A 19,794-nucleotide genomic window follows, 5' to 3' on the forward strand; every position below is an offset into this window, starting at 1 on the left:
ATTAAGTAACGGCTTTTAAGGATTGTTATGTTAGAAAATATCTCAACAGCAAAAGTGGCTGGTGGCTGGCATAAGCAGTATAGCCATACTTCCTCAAGCACCCATTGCAGCATGCGTTTTGCGGTATTTTTACCACCAGGCGCCAGTGAAAAAAATAAAGTACCAGTACTTTATTGGTTATCAGGATTAACCTGTACCGATGAAAACTTTATGCAAAAAGCAGGCGCGTTTAAAAAAGCGGCAGAGCTAGGCATCGCTATTGTCGCACCTGATACCAGTCCGCGTGGTGAAAACGTTCCTAATGAAGATAGCTACGATTTTGCCCAAGGTGCAGGGTTTTACGTCAATGCAACGCAGGCACCTTACAATACTCATTTTAATATGTACGATTATGTGGTGAAGGAACTACCTGCATTAATAGAGCAACATTTTCCAGTAACAACTAAAAAAGCAATTTCTGGGCATTCTATGGGTGGCCACGGCGCATTAATAATTGCCCTTAAAAATCCTAAAGCTTATACCAGCGCTACAGCATTTAGCCCAATTGTAAACCCGATAGATTGTCCTTGGGGTGTTAAAGCCTTTACTGGCTACTTAGGTACTGATAAATCAGTCTGGGCAGAATATGATAGCTGCGAATTAATGCAACAAGCCAAACAAGCTGATTATTTACCTATGTTGGTTAGCCAAGGTGATGCAGATAACTTTTTAGATGAGCAACTTAAGCCACAAAAGTTAGTAACTGTAGCTACACAGAAAGGCTATCCGTTAACACTCGAAATGCAAGCTGGTTACGACCATAGTTACTATTTCATTAGTAGTTTTATAGACCAACACTTATTATTTCATCATCAGTTTTTAACTGCTTAGATTCATTACTGTGTAGAGTAGATTTATCTACTTCTACACATTCTTTAAGATTTTTTGTGACCTGCCTGCATTTTCTAATGGTGCCGTCATCTCCTTTTACTAAACTAAATACTGCAGAGTCTATTTTTAAACCTAGCTCTGCAAAAGAAAATCCGTCCTTATCAACGGGAACTGGCTCAAATGGATTTTCATAAGGAGTAGACCGAGCTGGATTTTTCATCCGCTGATTTTCTTGTGCATTTGAGGCTGCTTGTCCATCCAACATAACGCCAAAAAATGTACAGCCATTAAGCATCAGCAATAGTGATAAAAAAAATATTTTTTTCATGTTTAACCCTTTAGTAGCTTCAACTTTAACTATTTAGTTAATAGAGTAACTCCATTAAAAAAGTAAAACTGTAAAAATCTGTTAGTAAGTGAAAATTGTTTACAACATAATTTATACTAAAGTATTTTATTATCACTCTCGCAAAATGATATAATATAACATATAATTAAACTCGTTTTTTCATCCATACCAAAGCATATTTATGTCATTACCTTTATCTCAAAATCGTTTACACCATATAGACTTACTCCGAGGTCTTATCATTATATTTATGGTGATTGATCACGGCATGTATTATTGTCTAAATTATTCAGTGACCGATCCCATGACCATACCAGGAACAGATGCGCTTACTTTTTTCACTCGTTTTATATCGCACTTTTGTGCGCCATTATTTGTATTTTTAGCGGGCCTTTCAGCTGCGATAACCGAGCATAAATACACTTCCACGCAAGCTTTTTCAAAAAGTTTAATTATACGTGGACTAGTCCTTATATTATTTGAATTTACTATTGTGTCGTGGTCTTGGAGCTTTAATCCACTGTTTCCAATGTTATACGCTCAGGTTATTTGGGCGATAGGTTGGGGATTTATTATTCTAGGGCTTTTACGCTTAATCGGTCTGTATGCAATTTTTGCCATGGGCTTAATTTTAGTATTTGGCCACAACTTATTTGATGCCGTCAACTTTGAGCCAAATACAATCGCAAATACGATATGGTCTGTTTTACATCAGAAAAATGTACTCGAACTTCCTTTTAACTTTAAAATTAGAACCACCTACCCCGTAGCTCCTATTGTTGGGTTAATGGCGTTAGCCTATTGTGCAGGTGTTTATTACAAAGCCAAGCAATACAGTAACCGAGTTATGGATTATGGCTTAATTTTGGGTGTAAGCTGCCTAGTTTTATATACGCTTTTGCGTGGCTTTAATCTTTATGGTGACGCGTCAATATTTACGATTAGTGACTCTTATTTACTCACTATAATGTCATTTTTAAACCCGACCAAATACCCACTTTCCCTGCAGTTTATGTTGTTAACCGTTGGTATAGGCCTAATTATGCTTAAACTATTGAGTAAGCTAAAAAGTGATTTTTCGCCAAAGTTTTTACAAGTATTGGGTAAAACCAGTATGTTCTCGTACTTGGCCCACTTGTATTTACTGCATGCAATAAGTTGGTTACTTCTCCCTGTTTTAGGCTTTAGTTTTTCTGATATGACTTATGGCGAAACACTGGTGGGTTTACCAATTGGATACGGTATGAGCTATGTTGCAACACTGCTATTTATTGCAGTCGTAATTGGCTTAACGGCCGTTCTTGCCAATTATTATTTAGCATGGAAGCAAAAAAATAAACACAGTTTAATTGCTAAGTATATTTAACCTTACTTTCTCCCCACAACTTTATTGTGGGGAGAACACGTTTGAGCTAATTATGGTTAAATGCTAATATTTTAATCCTTATCAAAATAAACATCACCAACTACAAAGTTAAAGCGATTAATCATATTGCGCTTCACTCCAAACTCTTACATAGTCTACAAGCATATTAGCTTTAAAATCATCACTAATATTATTTTCATTACCATCCCAACCACCTACTTGTAACGATAAAATAATGTAAGAAGGTAAACTTCCAACTCTGTCGTCATAGTGCTCCCAAACTTTTTCACCATCTATATACATACCGACAAAACCAGGCTCCCAATGCATGCCATATACATGAAAACCATCAGGGGAATAATTATGATAAAGCTCGCCAGAACTTATTGATTTATGTTGACTACCGTAACCATCCCAATGCAGAGCAGAGATACTGATGTCTTCCCCCCAAATACCTAAACTCTCCATAATATCAAACTCCATTCCCTTATCGAAGGTAGGTGAGGTATCTCCCCAAGTATCTTTAATTAATAGAAGTGGCTCTTGACCAAAATTAGTATCTGCATAATTACCTCCTCGCACAAAAGCATCTTCAGTCGGGGATAAACTTTCTTCATTTACAATTAAAGCAGGCCTATCAGAAATATTATTCGCTTCACTACTAAAAATTTTTATAAGCTGGCTACGCATATAATTGTCAATCAATGCAAAGCTCGCCTCTTTACCAGAGCTTTTTTGCTCTCTTATATAACTGGTAACATCCACTTCAATTATGTTTCCCGTAACCTCTCCATAGCTATGACTAAACCATAAAGGATCAATCTGCGGTTTAGTATTCCAAGTTACAGTATCTTGGGTCCAATCTGTGGAAAGTGTTTTATGCACAGCTATGCTGCTTTGAGTGTTTGCTTCAGAGATTTTAAGTCTTAAGAATGCAGAAGAAATAGTAGTAGATACATCATCAAGATTAAATTTTAATAATGACTGCCTCCTATAAGTATTATTACCATAAATACCTTTGTCAGGTAGTAACCAAAATGCAGGCCAAGCACCATGTACTGAGTCATACTTAATTTTAGCTTCAAAGTAACCATATTTTTGTCTAAATTTACGAAAAGTACTTACCTCAGCGGCTTTATAAAAGTAACGTTTGGTTCCTTGATTTAATGTGTTTTTTTCTGATTCAAACCGCAACATTTCATTTTCAATGCGAATAGTTTCTCGCCCAGCATTACCTGCGATACCACTCATTCCTAAATATTGCTTTCCAACATGCCAATTGTTATGGTTTAATAAAGTTGAATTAAAGTTATCTTCAAAAGTCAGCTCCCAATTACCAGCTAACGGCGGAGAAATATCATTATCTGGCTCTCCCTCAATAAAGGAAACAGAGTCCATATAAAATATACCTGTTCCAAGAGGGCCTTGAATACCAATAGCTAGAACTTTTTCATTTTCATCAAGATTAAAGCCATTTAGATTTATTCTAATCGTGTGCCATGTATCGTCTGAAAAGTTATTATGGCCGGGCATACCATCCAATGTCCAAAATTCGTTATTGGTTTCGTCAAGATTTATTTTTAATGAATCGTTACCGCGACGGAACATTAAAGAGCCCTTATTTCCTGATTTTCTGTATATTTTTGCCTCAAGAATTGAATTTTTAAAAGGAGGTACTTGAGCAATGCGTAATCCTGATTGAGTCCAATAGTGTGCCTGCATTGATATAGCTCTATCTCCATCAACTACTGGCTCACCAATTTGGGTTAAAGTCGATTCACTAGATGAGGTTGCCCATAACTTAGCCCCATTTCTAGGCTCATCATCAAATAAAATAACAGAAGCAAAACTTGATTTAGCTGCGAATAATAAAGCATAAAAAGTGAGTTTTATTTGTAGGGGAAACCTGCGATGTAATAATGTGAATTTCATTTTCTATCCTTAACTAATTGCTTAAGCAGAAAACAAGTTTTACCAAATAATAAAATTATAAATATCTGATGAGGACAAAAAGGTAATACTTAAACCCTAATCAACCAAACTTTTACTAGTTAATAATAATGATACGAAGCAAAGCTGGTATTTTCAATTTTTCTACAGATTTAATTATTTAGTAATTCACAAGAGTTAGTATCTCTGAGCAACTACAAAGGATATGATTTTTAATATTTAAGTGATGAGCTATTATTTCTTTAACTGGAATATGAACAAGATTACAACATACTAACTCGTGAGATCTGAGCTACAATTTAGATAGTTAGACATCACCAAACTGGAGATTTACTGCACTTAACTTTTGAAAGTTCTTTAAATAAAATGTACTGATTTAGTCAAAAAAGGCGCTATAAAAGCGCCTTGCTAACAAGTATGTGTGCTTAGAACATATCTTGATAGGAATTTGTTGTACTAAATGTAATTGCTTTTTCAAAGCCTGGCAGTGTAATGCTGTGCTCATCTAAAACAATCTCATTTTCATCAATCAAGCCATCACCAAAACGGTAAATTAGCGAGTATTGACCTAAATCGGCTTGCGTTTGGTAAGTATGCTGTGCATCTTTTACTTGGCTATGTTTTTCAGCATAGCTTTTCATCAGTGCATCACCATGGCGTTTAGCAAGCATTTGCATGGTTACTTTTGCGCTCAGCACAGTCGCTGTTGCATTATTTCCACCAAAGCCTTTTGAGTTAATAAACGCAATATCCATATCACCACAATCATAGTGGCTATTACGAATATCTAAATGTTCGCTGTAAACATCGTCGGCTACTTTATCAATGGTGGTAATACCTGGCATAATATTATGACTAAATACACCTAACGCAATCGCAAGCTGATCGCCACTAGCAGGCGCAATAGTATGGCCTACATAGGCTTTAGGCGCAGTCACTTTCCAGTTATCAATAGCAAATGTTTGCGCTACTTTATGATAAATTAAAGATTCAGTAACACGATTTTGTGGCGTACTTGAGCCGTGCGCTAAAATAAAGCTACGTTGTTGCAGTGCCTCTTTACCTAACAAGCTAGTAGCAAGTGCTGCTGATTTCGCCATGGTGATGTAGTTGCCAGGCCCAGGTGAGGTAATTGACTTTTTAACTCCATCGGCATTCACAAATACATCCGGCACACTGCCCATAATATCTGCACCGAGTTCCAGAGCCAGTGCATCATCCATTAATATAGCAACCTGAGCCCCCTCACCTAAGGTAAAACCGCAGTTCTCACCAAATGGACGACTACTTTTACGGTAATCAGGCTCATCATCATTGCTTAAATTATCTAAACGGCGCAAACCTTCAATATTAGCCAGCGCACTCATATTACCAAAACCTTCAACCACTTCTGGAGTAATCGCACATTCAACACTGGCAACCACTGCAACACGGGTACGACCAGCTTGAATATCGTTAACGGCAGCGCGCAAGTTATATAAAAATGTGGCACATGCGCCTGAAGTTGAAAAAGTCGTCCCCACATTCCCAGTAACATAGGCGTTAATAAAATCGGTCGACATCGTATTTAAACCCAGCGCTAACTGTTTAGTACTAACACGATCGCCCTGCTGACGCGCTTTAACTAAACCACCTAAGCCTTTATCATCCATTTGACCAATAACCGATGCTGAATAGGTACCAATTTTATCTGGCTCTACGCTATTCATAATATGTTGCCAATCAAGTCCTGTTGATTTTATTGCATCGGTGGCAGCAAATATGGTCGCTTGTAAACCGCGCGGCTGGTAGCGGCTGTTATACATAATGGCAGGATCAAACCCGGTTGGAAATTGCCCAGCCGACTTAATCGGGTTATCACGGGTTGAGTCATGTTTTACATCTAGCTCAGCAGCAATCGTGACTTTTACTTTTTTATTATCAAGGTCATCTATTTGCCAGTTGCTTGGTAAAGGCGATGGTAAGTCACGACGACGTGTTTCAAACACAATTGAACTATCATCTGAAGCCGTTAAAGTCATTTTTTGCTGCCAAGGTGTGGCATCAACATCAAAATGTTCTTTTTCAATTTTTCGAATTAATGTACCAGCAATAATTTGCTCACCAAAGCGTGCTTCAATGTCGCTTTGCTCAACATGATTACCTTGGCTGTCTTCAAGTTGGCCGTTTACTGTAGTCACCAAGTTCATTAATGTGGCAAGGCCTAAAAACGTTTCTTGGCGAGCTTGCGCCGCTAAGCTATCTAACACGATACGACGATAACCTTGATGAAAAGAAGTACGGCCAGCGGCATTAATGCCTCCCATGCCTACAATAACGGGTAATGCAGTCATAATTTACCTTTAAAATGCGTGTTATAAGAATATGACAATAGTTTAATTGGATTATAGAGACACCTTTGTGCTTTAATAGCCAAATAAGCGGCATAAAAGGCCAAAAACAACTGGTCGGAGCATTCACAATGAGCAACAACCCATTAACTCCCCCCATAAATATTGGTATCGCAGTGTTTGAGCATTTGTTGGTAACCAGTCTCACATTACCGATTGAGATGCTGCGTGCGGGTGAGGCTTTTGCTAAAGGCCATAGTGATAAAAATAACTTTAAACCTCTGGCTATTCATTTAGTGGCTAAAAATAGTGATGCCATTAAGACGCGAACTGGACTATCGATTATTCCTGATTGTACTAGCGAAAACTCACCTTATTGCGATTTAGTTATTGTGCCTGGTATTTGGCGTAACCCTCGCCCGGTGATACGTGCTAATCAACAATTAGTCACTTGGCTGAGCGAGAGCTTTACCGTAGGAAGTCATATAATTGGAGTAGGCACAGGTAATTGTTTTGTTGCAGAGGCTAGTTTACTTGACGGACATCCCGCTACTACCCATTGGCATTATGCTAAACAGTTTAAGCATGACTACCCTAATGTAAGTTTGAAACCTGATTTTTTTATCACCCAGTCAGAACGTATGTATACCGTAGCCAGTTTAAATGCACTTGCTGATGTTATCGTACATATTATTAGTCAATATTATGGTAAAGAAGCGGCGCAACATGTGGAGCGCAACTTTTCCCATGAAATTCGTAAACCCTATGAAGATCAACGTTACTTAGAGGGAGCAGTAGATAGACACCCAGATGAGCTGATTGCACAAATACAGTTTTGGTTAAAAACCAATCTAGCCAGTGAGCTCAACTTACAGGAGGTTGCGGCTCAATTTAGTCTAAGTTATCGCACCTTTACTCGTCGCTTCAGAAGTGCCACAAACCAAAGTCCAATCGAATATTGGCAACAATTACGAGTAGAAGGCGCCAAAGATTTATTGGCATCTTCTAATTTGTCGATTCAGGAAGTTGCTTTAGAGATTGGCTATAACGACCAAGGGCATTTAACCCGAGTATTTAAAAAAGTATTACGCCAAACACCCAGCGAATACCGTAAAGTCGTGCGACGAAAATTATTTGGTTAAGTTTTAACTAAACCGTGTTCACTTTTGATGGTTAGCAAAGATTGATATAGCCTTGATTAGATTTTTTTATATATATAAATTATAGTATTACGCATGAGGCGTGGTGAAATTAATATAGGGAGATAGCTGATGGATAAACTTACCAATCTGCTTGTCGATCAACAAAGCAACGCATCCATTGAGGCTAAACTAGCTAACTTACTCGCGTTAGTTCGCAAACATTTAGATATGGATGTTGCTTTTATATCTGAATTTATTAACGATGAGCGGGTTTTTAAAGTGGTCGATAATCCCTCTGAAAACCAAATTGTTAAAGTGGGTAATGCCGATCCGATTAATGAAACGTATTGTCAAAAAATCACCGATGACAAGCTTAGTCCTATTATTACTAATACCAACGCAAACCCAATAACCAAGGCTATGCCCGTAACCGAAAGGTTAGGTATAGGTGCTTATATCGGTGTACCTATCAACCTGTCAAACGGTAAATTATACGGTACTTTTTGTTGTTATAAATCACACCATGATGAGAGCTTGAACGATCGCGATTTATCGTTTTTAAATATTATTTCGGAAATAGCGACTGGCTTAATTGAAAAAAACTTATCAAAAAGTATATCGCGTAATCACGTCAAGTCAGCTATTGAGCAAATTATTAGCGATAATGATATTAGCATCTACTTTCAACCTATTTTTAGTTTAAAAAATAATAAAGTTGCAGGTTTTGAATCACTTGCTAGATTTTTTACTACACCTTATAAAACTCCTGATGTATGGTTTAAAGAAGCAAAAAAGGTTGGCTTAAATGAAACATTAGAAATGCTAGCCATTAAAAATGCAGTCACCAACATAGCCAAATTTAATAATTCAACTTACATTGCTATTAATTGCTCACCATCGCATATCCTAAGCGGTGCACTTAAAAATACATTACAAAACATTGACTGCACTAGGCTAGTATTAGAAATTACTGAGCATTCGCCAATTTCCGACTACGAAAAAATGCGAACTGCACTTACACCACTCAGAAAAAGCGGGCTTCGCTTGGCCATTGACGATGTAGGCGCAGGCTTTTCGTCATTTCAGCACATTTTAGAGCTTGAAGCCGATATTATTAAATTAGATATCAGCCTCACACAAAATATAAACACTGATGATCGTAAGTTTTTGCTAGCAAAAGCACTGTGTGGGTTTGCAAAAGCAATCGACTGCACCATCGTTGCCGAAGGAATTGAAACTGAAGAAGAACTCAACTCGTTAAGAAAGCTCAATGTAGATAGTGTGCAAGGTTATTTTATTGGCCGCCCCACAGCAATTAACGATGCACTTAGTTTGCTAAACGCAACTCTACCAGCATGAAAAACGCCACTATTTAGTGGCGTTCGCTATCTATACTGTCTTTTCGATAATAACGTTTGTGATAACTTTTTACTTTAGCATGCACACCTTTGCTGAGGCTTTTAAACTTAGCTTCGAGCACATCAACACCATATAAAATACCAACCACCAATATAGAAAGCTTAATTGCAGCACCTAAATTTTCGGTTGCGATCATCACCCCAATAGACGCAAGCACCCAAATTGTGGCCGCGGAGGTAACCCCTACTACTGCACCGTCTTTTGCTAGCATAACGCCTGCGCCTAAAAAACCAATACCCGTAATTATTTGCCCCACTACACGAGAATGATCAATCACATCCCCTTGTAAATTAAACGCCGTAGATAAAAACAAATATGTGCCTAACGTTATTAATGCTGATGTGCGAATACCCACAGGTTTACCGCGCAATTGACGCTCTATACCAATAATAGCGCCACAAAAAGCGGCGGTGCCAATAGCTGCCCATGAATATGGCGCTACATCGATAAAATCTAAAAATGTCACTTAATATCCTAATCTATTTTACTTTACCAATAGCAACTGCCGTTCTGAGCCTTTGGCTACCAAATGCCGACATTTTACTAAAGTCGCTACGTGCAATTGGTACGTACTGACAATCTATTGCTAGCTGGTTATCTTTTCCAGGCTCGCAAAAAGGGTCATGTACGTAAACACAATGTGCATCTAAATGGGTTACACACACCCAGTGCGGTGATTTTTTACCATCAAACCGATACGTACTAATTAACAGCAACACACTAAACCCCTGTCTCAACCAGTTTTCTATGTCAGTTAATTCAACATCTTTTTGTGTAACTGAAATATTTGCCGCTGCAATACCCTCAACAAACTGTTGATGAACCGTGGCCAATACTGATTTTTTGTTATCACTGCGAACCCCATCTAAAAATAATGGTTCAGATGTATTAACAATTACCTCACTTGTAAAACCGCGTTTATTTGCAGCCAGTGCCAAGCCAAATGGGTGACAACCGCCATGCCCAGAGGTCATAAAAATCGTGGTGCCTTCACGCCACAAAGCTAATTCATGTGACTGACTCAGCTCTGTGTTTGAGTCAAGAGCAGTCATTGCCATTAATAACGCAGCAGGACCACAGGTAAACTCGGTGGTTTGCTGATACCATGGCGTTAAACGCTCAACCTGCAACTCACTGGTTTGGCGAATATTTTTTTGCATGCGTAAGGCATCACTGTGATCGTCATAATAATCACTGTATTGACCAAATACGCGATACCCCACACTTTTATAAAGCCCAATGGCGCTGTCGTTATTTACTGCAACTTCTAGGCGCAAATAAATACGTCCACGCTCACTGGTCGCTTTTTCAAGTTCATTGAGTAATTTTTTGGCTATGCCCTTGCCCTGCATTGTTGGTAATACGGCTAACGAATACAAACGCGCTAAACGCGTGCCTTTATGGCACCACACTAAGCCATAGCCACATAGTTGCGCATTTTGCTCAGCAACTAATAAAATCCCATGTTTAGCCCCAAGCCAGCGCTTTAAACTACGCGCACTTAGCTTATCGTTACTAAAGCAAGTATTTTCAAGCGCCACCAACGCCTTTAAGTCAGTGGTTATTGCAGGGCGAATAACTAGCTTGGTCGTCACTGTTACTTTTTCAGCCAAAGCAATAGGCATTAGCCGCGGCCTCGTGCTTCTAACCGCTGTTTAAACTCATCCATTATGATCATGTATAGCTCGTCACCTAAGTAACCATCTTCTACTTTGTGATCAATGCTCGGGTTGTCGTTTACTTCCAATACATACGCACGACCTTGGTGCTCTTTAACATCTACACCGTATAAACCTTTACCCACTGTTTTGCAGGCCTTTAAAGCAGCGTCTAACACAGCTTTTGGTAACTCAAAGGTTGGTAACGTTTCAAAGCCACCGGAAAAAAACCGTTTTGCGTCATGGTTGTATATTTGCCAATGGTTACGCGCCATTAAATAACGACATGCATAAATAGCACGACCATTAAGTACCCCTACGCGCCAATCGTATTCGGTGTACATGTATTCTTGTGCCAATACCAGCGCACTCAGTGCAAATAATTCACTAAGCTTAGCTTCTAATTCATCACGATTAGCAACTTTATAAACGCCTTTTGAAAACGACCCTTCTGGCATTTTTAATACCAGCGGATAAGTAAACGACGCTTCTAGTTGCTCAATTGTGTCTTTTGATTGATCTGCCACCACCACGGTTTTTAAGCTCGGTACTTTTTGATAATTAAATGCATCATGTAAGTACACTTTATTACAGCACCGTAAAATAGACTCCGCATCGTCAATCACCACTAAACCAAGGCTTTGCGCTTTACTTGCAAGGCGGTAGGTTGGGTGATCAATCGCTGTTGTTTGACGAATAAACAACGCATCAAATTGGGCAATATTATCTATTTCCTCAAAGCTAAGTGCTTTTGCGTTAATACCATGTTTCGCTGCTGCTTTTATAAAACGTGTAATTGCATCTTTATCGCTTGGCGGTACTTTTTCGTTATGATCAACCAATATCGCCATATCCCAACGAAAACGGCGCTCTACTTTACCAATACGCCATTGCGTTTGGGTAAACTCATTGAGCTTTTCAATAAACGCAGCATATTGTTGCTCACTTAATGAGGTTAAAGAGCCTTGTTGCAATAAACCTTCCTGATCGACAAATAAAATAGGAGCTGGGTATTGTTTAAATACCGATTTAGCCGCTTTACCTTGTAATTCGTTTAGAGCATTACCAAAATAAACTGCGCCATCAATATGCCCAGTATTTAAAATAGGTGCTTGTCCACTTCTAAGCGCGTTTATTGTTTTAACGCTTGGTAATACTTGGTGTTTGCGGGCTTCTGCAAGCAATGAACAATAATAACCCTTACTCAAGTATTGGCTTGAGTCGCATAAATTAATAATGCGGGTTTTAGGTTCGTTACGTTTGGGGTAATCTCGTAAATAGGTGTCAAATGTAATTACATTTTCAAATGAAAGAGCAAGTGCTTGCTCATTGTTATCAACCACAATTAAGGTTTTAAACACGACTTTTCCTAGTTAAGTCAAAATATAAATAATACCTTGGCTAGTTAGCTCAGGTAGTTAAACAGCAAATAGAAACACCTATCGCACTAAGTGCAGCAAATAGCAAATCACTTAATACGATAGGTGCTTTAACGAATATCTACTATAAACGTTAGCGCTTAAATTGCTTAAGCGACATGTGATTTATAAGCCCTTTTTTAAATACACACAAACGAGATATTTTTAGCGTGAAGATAAAAATATTTGATGAACTTTTTTATTGTTAATTTGTGTTTTAAAATAGCCAAAATTTACCACTAAAAGTGATCATTATGTCTCTTCCCGCTTGCCCTAAATGCCAATGTGAATACATTTACGAAGACCAACAGCTGCTTATATGCCCAGAATGTGCTTATGAATGGAACCCAAATAATACAAGCGATGAAGACGCTATTTTGGTAAAAGATGCAAACGGCACTTTACTAGCCGATGGTGACAAAGTAACCGTTGCGAAAGATTTAAAAATTAAAGGCAGTTCTCAGGTTATAAAAATTGGTACTAAAGCTTTGGTAAGACGTGTGCTTGATAAAAAAGATCACCAACTAGATTGTAAAGTAGATGGCATTGGCGAAATGATGGTAACGGCTAAGTTTGTGAAAAAAGCCTGAAATTACAAAAACTCACTTGTAAAAATTAACACAAAGCAATAACGCTTAACTGCTAATTTTTTAGCTCTTTAGATAGCGCAGCTAATGTTTGATCGTAAGCATTCTGATTAAAGTTACTTGAGTGTGGGTTCATAAAACCATGTAAGTAATCAACATGCTTTACGTTAACATTAGCCTTTGTTGCAAGCTCCACCTGTAATGATTTAACATCAAAGTGCGGCTCATAATGCGGAAAAATGAGTTCAATCTCAAATTGTGGTTGTATATCTGTATGGTGCCTAATTTGCGAGCTGTAAAAACAAATGCCCTTAGCTATCGTTTTAATCGCCGGGTGTGCAGACATTGACCAAATTGCCGATGCGCCAACACTAAAACCAATCAATATAGTGTTGCCAGCGAGTGGTTTAATCGCTTTTTGTAAAATAGCTACATACTCATCAAGGCCTATATGCTGACTAAAATACTCATAGGCCTGCTGTTCACTGTTAAATGCCATATCAACCCCGCCATAGGGATCGACAATAGACTGAGCGTTTAGTTTTTCAGCAAATGCTTTTAAAGCCGCTGTATTACCAAAAATATCACTGACCAATACCAAGTTCATAAACGGCTCATCTTTAATTTTATTCTATAAGTTTTAGGCAATAATTTAACAAAGAGACCTACGAGATGCTGCGCCTCAGAGTAAGAGACAAATAAATACTACATTCAAAGCACTTTAACCACATCGTAACTATGTTTTACATCACCGATCGTTAAACTAACTTCATCATCGACTTGTTTACCTAATAACTGTTGCCCTAAAGGGGCACCAGAGGTAAGTACTTGAATAGTTGTGCCTTTAATATCAACGGTTAATCCACCAGCTGCTGGGCCTAAATAAAACCATTTGTGTGTGCCTGCACCGTCTTCTAAACATACCAATGAGCTTATTGCGATTGTGCCAGTAACGGGTTCGTTGTATATGGCTTCAAATAGTTGTATTTCTTTGTAGCACTCATTAACTCGCTCTGCATGGCCTTGTGCTAAATAGGCAGCTTCAAGCCCAAGGGTATCGTATTGGGTCTCTGCAATACTTTCTTCATGGGTAGCGGTATCGTGGGCTGTTTGAGCTGCAATTTTAGCAGTGTTTAGTTGCTCATCTAAGGCAAAACGCAGGTGCTCAGTAACATGGGCTTTATTCATTTGGAGAATTCACTCAATTCGATAAAAATAATTTGCTATTTTAGCATTGTTGCTACATCGAACACTATCCCTTTGCTGTGTAACAACAATGCTAATATTTAAGGCTATGGCATATCCATTAATGCCTGCGTTTGCTGATCCACTTGCTTATCGTAGTTTTTAGCACTTAACCCAAGTAGCTCAGGTAATGTAGCAGCAATACAAATAGACGACAGCGTGCCTACGACTATTCCTGCAAACAAAGCAATGGCAAACCCCTGCAGCGGCGCGCCAGCTAACAGCCAAACACTTGCCACCGTTGCTAACGTAGTCCCGGAGGTAATAAGCGTACGAGTTAAGGTGCTTTTAATAGCACTGTTGATAATACGACTTGGTTTTAGCGAAATATTTGTTGGTATGCGTAATAGCTCGCGTACTCTATCGCCCACTATTATTGAGTCATTTAGGGAGTAGCCAATAATTGCCAATAAACTGGCTAAAACGGTTAGGTTAAACTCTATTTGTAACCACGAAAATAAGCCAACCACCAGCACTAAATCATGTAATAAAGCCACCACAGAGCCTAATGCTAAACGCCACTCAAACCGAACAGCTAAATAAATCATTACCGCTACCATCGCAGCAAATAAGGCTAAGCAGCCTTGCTCAAATAATTCATCACCCACTTGAGAGCCAATATAAGCCGATGATAAAACCTCAGCGTTTATATCTGGGTTTTGGCTAATCGCGGTTTTCCAAGCATCATTATTAGCTTCCTCACTTGGCGCTTGCGTTAATTGAAAATGATTATTGCCCTGTGCTGTAAGTTCAAATTCACCTTGATGGTTTTTAGCAATAAATTGCTCAAGCTGTTTTAGTTCAACACCTTGGCTGGTGGTAAATTCTGTTAAATAACCACCCGTAAAATCAAGACCAAAATTAAGCCCTTTTTGTGCAATGGTGAATACCGATAACAACACAAATATGGCACTTATAAGCAAGCCTGTATAACGCATACGTGACCCTGTCTCACATTTTAAAAAAGTGTTAAGCATGCGCGTTTACTCCTGCTTTTTTACCCAGCTTTAAATATAAGCTTTGGCTTAAATATTTCGATACATACACACCAGTAAACACCGATGTAATAAGACCCAGCGCTAGCGTTATCGCAAAGCCTTTTACCGGGCCATAGCCTATGCCATATAAAATAATCGCGGTGATCATGGTGGTAATATTGGCATCAAATATAGTATTAGCAGCCTGTTTATAACCCTCTTGTATCGCTTGATACGGGGGGCGACCTTTGCGACGCTCTTCTTTTATGCGTTCAAATATAATCACGTTAGTATCAACCGCCATTCCTATAGTTAATACTAAGCCTGCTATCCCTGGAAGAGTTAAAACCACCCCAGGTAATAACGACATTAGCCCCACTAAAGAGGTTAAGTTTAAAATTAACGCAACATTTGCAATAAGCCCTAAACGGCGGTACCACAGTGCCATAAACGCAAGTGTTAAACCCATGCCTAACATTAACGCTGCTAATCCATTATTAATATTGTCTTGGCCAAGGCTTGGGCCAATAGTTTGCTCATGCACTATCGTTACAGGCGCAGTAAGTGATCCTGCACGTAGTAGTAGCGCTAAATCGGCAGCGGCTTGTTGGCTCTGCATGTTGGTTATACTAAACCGCGAGCTTAAATGCTGGGCAATATTAGCCACATTAATGACTTCGCTTTTTTTAACCACTTCACCTTTAGCATTTTGTGAATACTCTGAATAAAGCGTTGCCATAGGTTTACCTATATTCGCCTTTGAAAAAGCCGACATAGCATCGCCACCTTGGCCATCTAAGCTCAGTTGTACCAAAGGTTTACCCCAGTCATCACGGCCTATATTAGCGTTATTAATATGCTCACCGGTAAATATAGGTACAGGGTCGAGCTTAATAGTCCCTCCCGATTGCAAATTAAACGTTTGCCCGCCTCTCTCTTTAAGTTGATAAAACCCCAATGACGCGGTTGCACCAATTATGCGTTTTGCTTCAGCTGGATCTTGCACGCCAGGTAGCTCAATACGAATGCGCTGCTTACCTTGGCGCTGTGTAACGGCCTCAGTTATACCGAGCTCTTCAATACGTGAGCGAAGTGTGGTGAGTGTTTGGCTCATCACTTCTTTATCAAATGCGCTGCGCCCTTGATCAGAATAGCTAATTTTAACGACCTGTAAGTTGCCATTAGTTGATGTGGTTGTAGTGAGGTTTTCAAAACGGCTTTTAAGCTCTTTTATGACAACTGTTAGCTTATCGCCAGCATTCTCAAGCGCACTTATTTCAAAGCCCTGATTAGTCTGCTTCGCTTTAACGCCATAGGCTTTTTGCTTAACAATAATGGCTTTTGTTTGTTGATATGCACTGAGCAATTGCTCATCAATGGCTTTATTTAAATCAACATCAAGTACAAACAATACCCCGCCGTTTAAATCAAGACCCAGCTTTATGGGCGATAAGCCAAACTCTTGTAACCAAATAGGGCTGGTTGCATGTTCAACAATTTTAACTTGTGTGTTTGGAAAGTTTGATTTTAAAGCCGCTTGAGCCTGCGCACTTTGCGTAGGTGTATTTAAAAGTACATTAATATTTGCTTGGTCTTTTAAACTTTCACTCACTTCAAAACCTTGGCTATTTAAAAAGCGTACAAGATTTTCAGTACTAGGCAATGCTTGTGCTTTAACCTCAGAAGTTGCACTAACATGCAACCACGACTTATTCGGGTATAAATTAGGTAAGGCGCTTATTGCTAGTAACACTAATACAATCAGCATGGCTACATAGCTCAATTTAAACTTAGCCTTAAATGGCTTTTTCTCTTTTTTTAGACTTAACATAGTTATTCCTTATTACTAGGCATAGCCCAGTAACGTACCTATTAGGCACAATTAATCTGCAGGTCAAAACGCGATGCGTTAAAACCAATTAACATTAAATAAGGAACTTTAAGCGTGGTAGGTAGTTACAGCGGTGTATAACAGGTTAGCGTCTTTCCAGCCGCTCAAGCGCGACTTTTTACTTTTAAATACCCAGGTATACCAAGGCTGACTTATGTTGACTGCTTGCGGTCGCAAAAAAATATGCCTACACCCATTTAGGGCAAAAAACTCATGCACTACATCGTATTCAGGATCGCCCTGCGCACTATGTAAAAATAAAAATGAGTTATTGGCTGTTAGCCTAGGCTGATGCGCAGCAAAATCAGAATGCTTTGAGTTTTTATGCTGTAAATCGCCAAGCGATTTTGTAGGTACGGAAATGTTAGTTAAATGGTCAACATTAATAACATCGCTATAACTGCTTTGGTTACTGTTTAATTCGTGCTTTACGCCCATAGCATGGCTTTGCACACTAAAGAGTGCAGCAAAAAACAAGCAAGTAGCTAAAAAAACGCGAAATTTAAACATTGGTCATTTAAAACTAAAATAAAGGATAGCTAGTATATAAGGGCAGCTAATTAAAATACAATAGCAGGTCTTAAGCTAATTCATTTATATAATATCAAATACTGAGATCCTCGATGCGCTCCAGACAAAGTTCAGTAAAACGCCCCGACGCCATGAATTTAAAACAAAGCGTTCAAACTCTTTGGCCTTATATCACTAAGTTTAAAGGCCGTGTGCTGATTGCTATATTAGCGCTCATCGGTGCTAAAGGCGCGACATTACTCATGCCATGGGCTTTAAAAGAAATAATTGATTCGGTTGATAAATCAATTAATCCACTACTTCTTGTTCCTACTTTATTACTCGTTATGTACGGCGCATTGCGCTTTGCTAGCGTATTTTTGGGTGAAGTACGCGATGCGGTATTTTCGCGAGTCACCGAGCATGCCATGCGTGATATTGGCCTTAAAGTGTTTAAACATTTGCACTCGTTAGATTTAGCCTTTCATTTAGACAGACAAACTGGCGGTATAAGTCGAGACATAGAGCGCGGCACCAGTGGCTTAAGCTTTTTAATGCGTTTTTTAATGTTTAATATTGTGCCCACGTTGTTTGAAATAATGACTGTGGCGATTATTTTTGGCAGCTTGTTTTCTATTTGGTTTGCGCTGATCACCCTATTGGCTGTGGCTATTTATATTTTTTTTACCGTGACGGTTACCCAATGGCGAAACCGCTTTATTCGTGAGTCAAATGCTGCCGACAACCAAAGTAACACCCGTGCCATCGACAGTTTATTAAATTACGAAACCGTAAAATACTTTAATAATGAACAGCATGAAGCTAAAACTTACGATACGTTTTTAGCAACATGGGAACAAGCTCGATTAAAAAACAGACTCTCGTTACTGGCGCTAAACTCAGGACAAGCACTTATAATTGCATGCGCCATAACCGCATTAATGTGGCTTGGCGCTAATGAAGTGGTTACCGGCGAGTTAACGATTGGTGAGCTGGTAATGATCAATGCGTATATGATCCAATTATTTTTACCGCTTAACTTCTTGGGATTTGTGTATCGGGAAATACGCCGTGCCCTTACCGACCTTGAAAACATGCTTGGGTTATTAAATACCTCCCCCAAAGTAGCAGATAGCGAAACCGCGCAACCATTAGCACTCAAAAATGGGGCAATTAGCTTTGAAAACGTCAGCTTTAGCTACGATAGCAAGCGTCCTATTCTTAAGAACGTCAGTTTTCATGTAAATCCTGGTGCTAAGGTAGCGGTTGTAGGTGCTAGTGGCGCAGGTAAAAGCTCGTTAGCCCGCTTGTTATACCGTTTTTATGAACTTTCATCGGGCGCGATTAAAATTGATAATCAAGCCATAAACACGGTCACCTTGGCAAGTTTGCGTGAAGCTATTGCCATAGTGCCGCAAGATACTGTGTTATTTAATACCAGCATACGCGAAAATATTCACTACGGCAGACCCAGCGCCAGTGAAGATGAAGTAAACAAAGCTATAAACATGGCGCATCTAACAGACTTTATTAATAGCCTAGATAAAGGCGATAAAACCTTGGTAGGCGAACGCGGACTAAAAGTCTCTGGTGGCGAAAAACAACGTATTGCTATTGCTCGCGCTATTTTAAAACAATCGCCAATTTTAATTTTTGACGAAGCCACTTCGGCGCTGGACTCACAATCTGAGCAAGCCATATTAAATGCTATGCGAGAAGTTGCCTCTAATCATACCAGTATTGTTATTGCGCACCGCTTATCAACAATTACCGATGCCGATACAATTATCGTACTCAAAGCGGGAGAAGTAGTAGAGCAAGGTAAACATGATGAATTACTCATGCAAAATGGTGAATATGCGCACATGTGGACCTTACAACAAAAGCAGTCAAAGGCGCAATAAACTAAGCCTCTCGGGTACAATTTAAGTATCTGAGTGCTATTTTGCTAGTATTTCATTCATCTTATCGACCGGTACGGTTATTCACCTCAAAAGGTTTGTTTGCAGTGAAGTTATCAATACAATCAAGTAGCTATTTTTATAACAAAAATATAACGAATTAAATAACGTGAATTCATAG

At 39.0% G+C, this 19,794-nt stretch carries 17 protein-coding genes; 6 read left to right on the top strand and 11 right to left on the bottom strand.

Translation table 11 applies throughout. The annotated features are described in order from the left end of the window. The first annotated feature begins 27 nt into the window (after positions 1 to 27). Positions 28 to 870 carry an S-formylglutathione hydrolase gene (fghA, locus tag CWB78_RS00620; protein ID WP_138593909.1) on the top strand — a complete coding sequence of 281 codons (843 nt, stop codon included), beginning with the start codon at positions 28 to 30 and terminating at the stop codon, positions 868 to 870. Here the strand turns inward: fghA and CWB78_RS00625 are convergent. Beyond that, complete coding sequence (locus CWB78_RS00625) at positions 824 to 1,198, bottom strand: hypothetical protein (RefSeq protein WP_138593910.1); 375 nt, start codon at positions 1,196 to 1,198, stop codon at positions 824 to 826. The genes fghA and CWB78_RS00625 overlap by 47 nt on opposite strands. A gap of 202 nt (positions 1,199 to 1,400) precedes the next feature. Here CWB78_RS00625 and CWB78_RS00630 point away from each other — a divergent pair, with 202 nt between their 5' ends. Continuing rightward, positions 1,401 to 2,585, top strand: a complete 1,185-nt coding sequence (locus CWB78_RS00630) for an acetyltransferase domain-containing protein (protein ID WP_109874698.1) — start codon at positions 1,401 to 1,403, stop codon at positions 2,583 to 2,585. Between the two features lie 117 nt (positions 2,586 to 2,702). Here CWB78_RS00630 and CWB78_RS00635 read toward each other — a convergent pair whose 3' ends face one another. Both CWB78_RS00635 and CWB78_RS00640 read right to left on the bottom strand, forming a co-directional pair. After that, on the bottom strand, positions 2,703 to 4,517 hold the full coding sequence (locus tag CWB78_RS00635; RefSeq protein ID WP_138593911.1) for a CBM96 family carbohydrate-binding protein: 1,815 nt from the start codon (positions 4,515 to 4,517) through the stop codon (positions 2,703 to 2,705). A gap of 443 nt (positions 4,518 to 4,960) precedes the next feature. Continuing rightward, the gene (locus CWB78_RS00640; RefSeq protein ID WP_138593912.1) at positions 4,961 to 6,868 is read right to left on the bottom strand and encodes a beta-ketoacyl synthase; all 1,908 of its coding nucleotides are present in this window, start codon (positions 6,866 to 6,868) and stop codon (positions 4,961 to 4,963) included. Positions 6,869 to 6,996: 128 nt separating this feature from the next. On the opposite strand from CWB78_RS00640, the gene CWB78_RS00645 reads away from it, so the two are divergent. Beyond that, positions 6,997 to 8,007: a GlxA family transcriptional regulator gene (locus CWB78_RS00645; protein WP_054200847.1), complete on the top strand. Its 1,011-nt coding sequence runs from the start codon at positions 6,997 to 6,999 to the stop codon at positions 8,005 to 8,007. A 129-nt stretch (positions 8,008 to 8,136) separates the two neighbouring features. Continuing rightward, positions 8,137 to 9,366, top strand: coding sequence for a sensor domain-containing phosphodiesterase (locus CWB78_RS00650; RefSeq protein ID WP_054200846.1), 1,230 nt, complete (start codon positions 8,137 to 8,139; stop codon positions 9,364 to 9,366). 13 nt (positions 9,367 to 9,379) lie between these two features. Here the strand turns inward: CWB78_RS00650 and CWB78_RS00655 are convergent, their stop codons facing one another. The 3 genes from CWB78_RS00655 to CWB78_RS00665 are packed head-to-tail and all read right to left on the bottom strand — an operon-like array spanning position 9,380 to position 12,445. After that, the gene (locus tag CWB78_RS00655) at positions 9,380 to 9,892 is read right to left on the bottom strand and encodes an MgtC/SapB family protein (RefSeq protein WP_008110519.1); all 513 of its coding nucleotides are present in this window, start codon (positions 9,890 to 9,892) and stop codon (positions 9,380 to 9,382) included. Positions 9,893 to 9,905: 13 nt separating this feature from the next. Further along, complete coding sequence (locus CWB78_RS00660) at positions 9,906 to 11,051, bottom strand: GNAT family N-acetyltransferase/peptidase C39 family protein (RefSeq protein WP_054200845.1); 1,146 nt, start codon at positions 11,049 to 11,051, stop codon at positions 9,906 to 9,908. After that, positions 11,051 to 12,445, bottom strand: a complete 1,395-nt coding sequence (locus tag CWB78_RS00665) for a RimK family ATP-grasp domain-containing protein (RefSeq protein WP_138593913.1) — start codon at positions 12,443 to 12,445, stop codon at positions 11,051 to 11,053. Before CWB78_RS00665 ends, CWB78_RS00660 begins: the two co-directional genes overlap by 1 nt. 311 nt (positions 12,446 to 12,756) lie before the next feature. Between CWB78_RS00665 and CWB78_RS00670 the strand changes: the two genes are divergently transcribed. Then, entirely contained in the window at positions 12,757 to 13,092 is a 336-nt protein-coding gene (locus tag CWB78_RS00670) for a zinc ribbon domain-containing protein YjdM (protein WP_010389859.1), read from the top strand. A gap of 52 nt (positions 13,093 to 13,144) precedes the next feature. On the opposite strand, the gene CWB78_RS00675 is transcribed toward CWB78_RS00670, so the two are convergent. The 5 genes from CWB78_RS00675 to CWB78_RS00695 all read right to left on the bottom strand — a co-directional run bounded on the left by CWB78_RS00675 (position 13,145) and on the right by CWB78_RS00695 (position 17,712). Further along, complete coding sequence (locus tag CWB78_RS00675) at positions 13,145 to 13,696, bottom strand: dienelactone hydrolase family protein (protein WP_054200843.1); 552 nt, start codon at positions 13,694 to 13,696, stop codon at positions 13,145 to 13,147. A gap of 104 nt (positions 13,697 to 13,800) precedes the next feature. After that, on the bottom strand, positions 13,801 to 14,277 hold the full coding sequence (locus tag CWB78_RS00680) for a GreA/GreB family elongation factor (RefSeq protein ID WP_054200842.1): 477 nt from the start codon (positions 14,275 to 14,277) through the stop codon (positions 13,801 to 13,803). Positions 14,278 to 14,381: 104 nt separating this feature from the next. After that, positions 14,382 to 15,311 (bottom strand): protein translocase subunit SecF, encoded by a 930-nt coding sequence (gene secF / locus CWB78_RS00685; RefSeq protein ID WP_010389855.1) that lies wholly within the window; start codon positions 15,309 to 15,311, stop codon positions 14,382 to 14,384. Then, complete coding sequence (gene secD / locus CWB78_RS00690; protein WP_055011886.1) at positions 15,304 to 17,142, bottom strand: protein translocase subunit SecD; 1,839 nt, start codon at positions 17,140 to 17,142, stop codon at positions 15,304 to 15,306. Before secD ends, secF begins: the two co-directional genes overlap by 8 nt. Positions 17,143 to 17,250: 108 nt before the next feature. Continuing rightward, positions 17,251 to 17,712, bottom strand: coding sequence for a hypothetical protein (locus tag CWB78_RS00695; protein WP_138593914.1), 462 nt, complete (start codon positions 17,710 to 17,712; stop codon positions 17,251 to 17,253). A gap of 113 nt (positions 17,713 to 17,825) precedes the next feature. On the opposite strand from CWB78_RS00695, the gene CWB78_RS00700 reads away from it, so the two are divergent. Continuing rightward, the gene (locus tag CWB78_RS00700; protein WP_171040279.1) at positions 17,826 to 19,616 is read left to right on the top strand and encodes an ABCB family ABC transporter ATP-binding protein/permease; all 1,791 of its coding nucleotides are present in this window, start codon (positions 17,826 to 17,828) and stop codon (positions 19,614 to 19,616) included. Positions 19,617 to 19,794: the final 178 nt, after the last annotated feature.

Source organism: Pseudoalteromonas sp. S1612 (genome assembly GCF_005887175.1).
GTDB lineage: Bacteria > Pseudomonadota > Gammaproteobacteria > Enterobacterales > Alteromonadaceae > Pseudoalteromonas > Pseudoalteromonas undina.

Bases quoted from the DNA above. Each gene is read 5' to 3' on its own strand.
- fghA (WP_138593909.1), top strand. From the start codon at position 28: ATGTTAGAAAATATCTCAACAGCAAAAGTGGCTGGTGGCTGGCATAAG.
- CWB78_RS00625 (WP_138593910.1), bottom strand. From the start codon at position 1,198: ATGAAAAAAATATTTTTTTTATCACTATTGCTGATGCTTAATGGCTGT.
- CWB78_RS00630 (WP_109874698.1), top strand. From the start codon at position 1,401: ATGTCATTACCTTTATCTCAAAATCGTTTACACCATATAGACTTACTC.
- CWB78_RS00635 (WP_138593911.1), bottom strand. From the start codon at position 4,517: ATGAAATTCACATTATTACATCGCAGGTTTCCCCTACAAATAAAACTC.
- CWB78_RS00640 (WP_138593912.1), bottom strand. From the start codon at position 6,868: ATGACTGCATTACCCGTTATTGTAGGCATGGGAGGCATTAATGCCGCT.
- CWB78_RS00645 (WP_054200847.1), top strand. From the start codon at position 6,997: ATGAGCAACAACCCATTAACTCCCCCCATAAATATTGGTATCGCAGTG.
- CWB78_RS00650 (WP_054200846.1), top strand. From the start codon at position 8,137: ATGGATAAACTTACCAATCTGCTTGTCGATCAACAAAGCAACGCATCC.
- CWB78_RS00660 (WP_054200845.1), bottom strand. From the start codon at position 11,051: ATGCCTATTGCTTTGGCTGAAAAAGTAACAGTGACGACCAAGCTAGTT.
- CWB78_RS00670 (WP_010389859.1), top strand. From the start codon at position 12,757: ATGTCTCTTCCCGCTTGCCCTAAATGCCAATGTGAATACATTTACGAA.
- CWB78_RS00675 (WP_054200843.1), bottom strand. From the start codon at position 13,696: ATGAACTTGGTATTGGTCAGTGATATTTTTGGTAATACAGCGGCTTTA.
- CWB78_RS00680 (WP_054200842.1), bottom strand. From the start codon at position 14,277: ATGAATAAAGCCCATGTTACTGAGCACCTGCGTTTTGCCTTAGATGAG.
- secF (WP_010389855.1), bottom strand. From the start codon at position 15,311: ATGCTTAACACTTTTTTAAAATGTGAGACAGGGTCACGTATGCGTTAT.
- secD (WP_055011886.1), bottom strand. From the start codon at position 17,142: ATGTTAAGTCTAAAAAAAGAGAAAAAGCCATTTAAGGCTAAGTTTAAA.
- CWB78_RS00695 (WP_138593914.1), bottom strand. From the start codon at position 17,712: ATGTTTAAATTTCGCGTTTTTTTAGCTACTTGCTTGTTTTTTGCTGCA.
- CWB78_RS00700 (WP_171040279.1), top strand. From the start codon at position 17,826: ATGCGCTCCAGACAAAGTTCAGTAAAACGCCCCGACGCCATGAATTTA.